The sequence below is a fragment of the Methylobacterium sp. P3_A11 genome, assembly GCF_056403155.1.
The window spans coordinates 1-5,238 of the sequence record NZ_JBFUGA010000187.1 but is presented as its reverse complement, the minus strand read 5'-3'; the positions used below and the strand labels follow the sequence as shown (position 1 = coordinate 5,238).

At 69.6% G+C, this 5,238-nt stretch carries 5 protein-coding genes and 1 pseudogene; all 6 read right to left on the bottom strand.

The window, feature by feature from the left end; translation table 11 throughout:
* Positions 1-191, bottom strand: a pseudogene (locus AC1DXK_RS29985) (FliH/SctL family protein); the annotation flags it as partial.
* The gene (gene fliG / locus AC1DXK_RS29980; protein ID WP_457105851.1) at positions 188-1,234 is read right to left on the bottom strand and encodes a flagellar motor switch protein FliG; all 1,047 of its coding nucleotides are present in this window, start codon (positions 1,232-1,234) and stop codon (positions 188-190) included. The pseudogene AC1DXK_RS29985 and the gene fliG, both read right to left, overlap by 4 nt.
* 37 nt (positions 1,235-1,271) lie before the next feature.
* Positions 1,272-2,903 carry a flagellar basal-body MS-ring/collar protein FliF gene (gene fliF / locus AC1DXK_RS29975; protein WP_457105775.1) on the bottom strand — a complete coding sequence of 544 codons (1,632 nt, stop codon included), beginning with the start codon at positions 2,901-2,903 and terminating at the stop codon, positions 1,272-1,274.
* A gap of 221 nt (positions 2,904-3,124) precedes the next feature.
* Positions 3,125-3,400, bottom strand: a complete 276-nt coding sequence (sciP, locus tag AC1DXK_RS29970; protein ID WP_007569077.1) for a CtrA inhibitor SciP — start codon at positions 3,398-3,400, stop codon at positions 3,125-3,127.
* A gap of 91 nt (positions 3,401-3,491) precedes the next feature.
* Positions 3,492-4,175 (bottom strand): flagellar hook assembly protein FlgD, encoded by a 684-nt coding sequence (locus AC1DXK_RS29965; protein ID WP_457105776.1) that lies wholly within the window; start codon positions 4,173-4,175, stop codon positions 3,492-3,494.
* A 192-nt stretch (positions 4,176-4,367) separates the two neighbouring features.
* Positions 4,368-5,238: flagellar hook-length control protein FliK (locus tag AC1DXK_RS29960; RefSeq protein ID WP_477299640.1), on the bottom strand; the 871-nt coding region annotated here is incomplete at its 5' end.

Genomic DNA, 5,238 nt, shown 5'->3' with positions numbered 1-5,238 from the left:
GCGTCGGCGAGCCGACCCTGGGCCTGCGCCTCGGCCTGGGCGCGGCCCTCCTGCTGGCCGCGGGCATGCGCCTCCGCCTCGGCCCGGGCGGCGGCGTCGGCGGCGCGCTGCGCTTCCGCGCTCGGGCGGGCGCTGCGGAAGTCGGTCTCGAACAGGAACGGCTTGGCGCTCCGGGCGGCCTGGGCGCTCAATAGACCAGCTCCTCCTCGGCGCTATTCTTGGCGATCATGATCTCGCCTTTCTCGGCGAGGTCCTTGGCGATCTCGGTCATCTTCGCCTGCGCCTCGTCGACCTCCTTCAGGCGGACCGGCCCGAGCGAGGCCATCTCGTCCGTGAGGTTCTTGGCGGCGCGGGTCGACATCTGCTTCATGAAGAAGCCGCGGGTCGGCTCGTTGGCGCCCTTCAAGGCCCGGCACAGGGTGTCGCTGTCGATCTTGCGCATCAGGGTCTGGACGCTGCCCGGATCGAGCTTCAGCAGGTCCTCGAAGGTGAACATCAGCTCGCGGATGCGCTTGGCCGAGCCGCGGTTCGCCTGATCGAGTGCGGCGAGGAAGCGGCCTTCGGTCTGCCGGTCGAAGGCGTTGAACACGTCGGCCATCATCTCGTGGGCGTCGCGGCGCTGCGTCTGCGCGATGGTGGAGACGAATTCGACCCGCAGGGTCTCCTCGATGTGGCGCAGGGCCTCCTTCTGGACCGTCTCCATGCGCAGCATCCGGTTGAGGCAGTCGATGGCGAAGTCCTCGGGCAGGATGGTGAGCACCTTGGCGGCGTAGTCGGCCCGCACCCGCGAGAGCACCACCGCAACCGTCTGCGGGTACTCGTTGCGCAGGAACGAGGCGAGGATCTCGGGGTCGACCTGGGCGATCGAGGCCCAGACGCGCTTGCCGGACGCACCCTTGATCTCCGCCATGATCAGCGAGACCTGGTCGCTCGGGAAGATCTTCAGGAGCAGCGCCTCGGTGCGCTCGAAGTTCGACGAGATGCCGCCGCTGTTGCCGAGCTTCGTCACGAACTCGATGATCAGCCTCTCCACGGTCTGCGCCTCCAGCGTGCCGAGCTGGACCATCGCGTGGCTGACCTTCTTGATCTCCTCCTCTTCCAGCATCTGCCAGATCGGCGCGCCTTCCTCCTCGCCGAGCATCAGGAGGAGCGCGGCGGCGCGCTGCGGCCCGGGCATCGACGAGAGGGATTCGCCGCCCGCACCCGCGAGGGTGTTCACCAGTCCTGCCGCCATACCTGCTGCCATCGGCCGATCCTCGACGCCCTACGCTTCACTCTTCCTGGATCCAGGTGCGCAGCACCTCGACCGTCTCGGCAGGGCTCGCCCGAACCATGTCGACCACCCGCTGGACCGTCTCGGCCTGGACCTGGCCGTTGATCTTGGCGAACTCCATCAGCCGCGCGGTCGGGTTGTCGCGGTCCATGACCGAAATCGCCCCGCCCGGCCCGGCAATGATGGCGGCGTCGCCGGGCAGGCCCATCCCGGGGCCGGCCAGCGACGGTGCGTCCGCGACCGGGGCGAGCACCTGCCGCACGAGCGGGCGCACGACCGTCAGCAGGACGATGAGGGTGAGCAGCGCCAGGACGGCGAGTTCGGCCATGCGCAGGACATCGTCCTTGGTGGGCGCGAGCAGTGACTGGAGCAGCGTGGGCTCGGTGAATTGCGGCACGCTCGGCGCTTCGGCGAAACGCAGGTTCACCACCTCGATCTGGTCGCCCCGGGCCTTGTCGAATCCGACCGCCCCGCGGACCAGGGCCGTGATCCGCTCGATCTCGGCGGGCGAGCGCGGGCTGTAGGCTTGCTTGCCGTCGGGCGCGGTGGCGTACACCCCGTCGAGCACCACGGCGACCGACAGGCGCTTGATCCGGCCGCCCTCGGCGACCTCGGTCTTGGTCACCCGGGAGATCTCGTAGTTCGTGGTCTCCTCGTTCTTGTTCGTCGCGTCCTTCGGGGCAGGCGCCTTGTCGGCGCCACTGGCGCCCGGCAGCTCGTTGCCGACGCTGACCTGGCCGTCGGCATTGCCGGTGAGCGCCGATTCGGTGCGGGTCTGGGCGGAGCGCACCACGCGGCTCTCGGGGTCGAAGGTCTCGGAGCGGCTCTCGACCCGGTTGAGGTCGAGTTCGGCGTTGACCTGGACCCGCGCCCGGCCGGGGCCGACGATGCCGGCGACCACGTCCTCGATCTGGCCGCGCAGGCGCCGCTCCAGGGTGATCTGCCGATCCTCGAAACCGGTGGCGATATCGGCGCTGGCATCGCGGGCGCCGTCCGCCAGCAGCCGGCCGCGCTCGTCGACGATAGAAACGCGCTCGGGCTTGAGGCCTTCCACGGCGGAGGCCGCCAGGTGGCGGATCGCCCGAACCTGCCCGGCGTCGAGGTCGCCCATCAGCTTCAGCACGATCGCCGCGCTCGGGCTCTCGCGGTCACGCTCGAACAGCCGGCGCTCCGGTAGGACGAGGTGGACCCGCGCCGCCTGGACCCGGCCGATCGCCCGGATCGAGCGGGCGAGTTCGCCTTCCAGGGCGCGCAGGTGGTTCACGTTCTGGACGAAGTTGGTGGACGAGAACGCATCGCCCTTGTCGAAGATCTCGTAGCCGACGCCGCCCTGGGTCGGCAGGCCCTTGCCGGCGAGGTCCATGCGCAGCTTGGCGAGGTCGGGCCGCGGCGCCAGGATCGTCTGCCCGGCGTCGCCCCGGGTCTCGTAGCGGATACCGCGACTGTCGAGTTCCCGGACCACGGCCGCCGAATCCTGTATCGACATGTCGGAGAACAGCACCCCCATGTCGGGGCGCGAGACGCGCAGGATGATGAAGGCGAAGAAGCCGATGAGCGTCAGCGTCACCGCCGCCATGGCGGCGATTCGGGCCGGTCCGAACTTCGTGACGAGATCGAGGACCGGCTTCACGGGCGGATTCGCTGCACTCTAACGCTGGCGGACCCCGGCGGCCCGCTCGGCAGAAATTGCCCAGGTCGTGGTTAGCGGGGCGTTAATGCCCGGCCGCATCGCGGACCGTGAGCGGGTTCGGAACATCGAAAAGCCGCGCCCGGGCGATTCCGGACGCGGCTTCGGCAGGTTTCGGGATCGGCCGGCGGGGACGGGGAGAGCCCATGCCCGCGGCCGCAGTCTCAGTGCCGGTAGTGCTGAATCCGCGTCGTCCGCAGGCCGGCGAGGCCGTGCTGGTCGATGGAGAACTGCCAGCTCAGGAATTCCTCAGTGGTCAGCGTGTACCGCTTGCACGCCTCCTCAAGGCTGAGGAGGCCGCCGCGCACCGCGGCCACGACCTCGGCCTTGCGCCGGATCACCCAGCGACGGGTGCTCGGGGGCGGAAGGTCCGCGATCGTCAGGGGGCTGCCGTCGGGCCCGATCACGTACTTCACTCTCGGGCGGCTCGGTTCGGTCATGATACGCTCTACACTCGACTGACCTGTCGAGCATTGAAGGTACTTGCGCCCGCTTAAGAGATGTTGAAGCGAGTCACTCGGATGTGATTCGTTAAGTGCCACTTGTGGACAACCCGATGGTCTGCACGCTGGACAGCGGCACTTTCTGCGAGCCGATCATGAGCACCGGCGTCGTTCCGCTGAGATCGACCTCGTCAACGGTGCCGGTCAGGCTCGTATCGACCGAGACGTTGGCGCCCGTGGCGTCGGTCGCCGAGACCTTGATCGTGTAGTTGCCGTTCGCCGCGCTGAGGCCCGCCGAGGTCTTGCCGTTCCACGTGTAGGTCTGGTTGCCGGCTGTCAGCGCGGTGGTCTGCGTCGCGACGACGTTGTTCTTCGAATCCAGGATGGTGATCACCGCCTTCGAGGCGGCCCGGGCCGGTGTGAGCGACCAGGAGGCCGCGCCGTTGGACAGCTGCGAGGCGCTACCGTCCGCCGTCACGGTCTTGCCGATGTAGCTCGTGGCCGATGCCGAACTCGCCGATTGGGACGCGCTCAGGATGCTGTCGAGGCGGTCGTTGGATTTGAGCTGCTGCTCGACGCCCGCGAACTGGACCAGCTGCTGCGTGAACTGGTTGGTGTCCATCGGGTCGAGGGGGTTCTGGTTCTTGAGCTGCGTGGTGAGCAGCGTCAGGAACTGGGTGAAGTTGCCCGCGATCTCGGTCGCGTTGCCGCTGCTGCCCGACGCGCCCGTCTTGGACGTCGTGCTGGTCAGGCTGGATATGCCGCTCGTCATATGGGTCTCTCCCGTGCCGCGTCGGGGCTCAGGGCCTGGACGGGTGATGTCTCGGTGTCGGTCCGCGCCGCTCGTGCCGCGCGCCGCCTAGTCCTTAGACGCAGTCACTTGGTTCCTGCGCATGAGCCCTAGGCCTTTGTTGAGGCATCGGTTTTTCCAAACTTCGCTGACTCCCTCGTTTGGACCGATGCGTTAGATTCTCATGTCGACGCCGCCGTAGCCGCGCAGGAAGCGGGTCGGGGCGACCTCCTGCGAGGCTTCCGCCTGATCCCGGGTCCAACTCGACCCGCTGCGGGGGGCATCACCCTGCTGGCCGTCGCCTCCGCCGCTCCGGGCGTCGCCGTCGCCGCGCAGCGACAGGTTGAGGCCGCCGCCCGAGGTATCCAGGCCGGCCTGGGACAGGGCCTGCTGCAGCTGGCCGGCGTCGCGCTGGAGCAGCGCGAGGGTCTCGGGGCGGTCGACCACGAGGTGGGTCATCACCCGGCCATGCGCCTTGTCGATCTCCAGTTTGACGTCGATGCGCCCGAGTTCGGCCGGATCGAGCCGGATCTGGAATTCGTTGGATCCCCGCAGGGATCGCAGCCCGATGGTCATCGGGACCTGACCGAGGGGAATGGGCGGATCGGCCTGGACGGGGGACGCGGGCTGGGCCGGGGCGGCCGTGCCCTGCGCGGCGTTCGTGGCGCCGGCTGCCGGGCTGGCGGCAGCGGTCGGCGCCGGACCGCCCTGGGCCGCGGGGAGTGTGCCCTGCGGCGGGTTCGCGCCCTGGCCCGCATCGGCCAGGGCGGTGAGGAAGTCCGGTCCAACGGTTCCGGGCGCCGCGGCCGCGGGGTCGCCGGTTCCGGCCGTCAGGCCGTCCGCGGAGGCGCTGCCCTTGATGGCGCTGCCCGTGCCGGTTCCGGCCGGTGAGTCCGCGGCCGCGGACGCACCCGAGGCGATCCCCGCGATGCCCGATACTGCTCTGCCCGAACGGGGACCGGCTGGAGCCACCGTGCCCGGCAGGGTCGTCGCCCCCGCGGCTCCGGGGATCGCGCCGGGAGGGACCGCGGCACCGTCCTTCGCC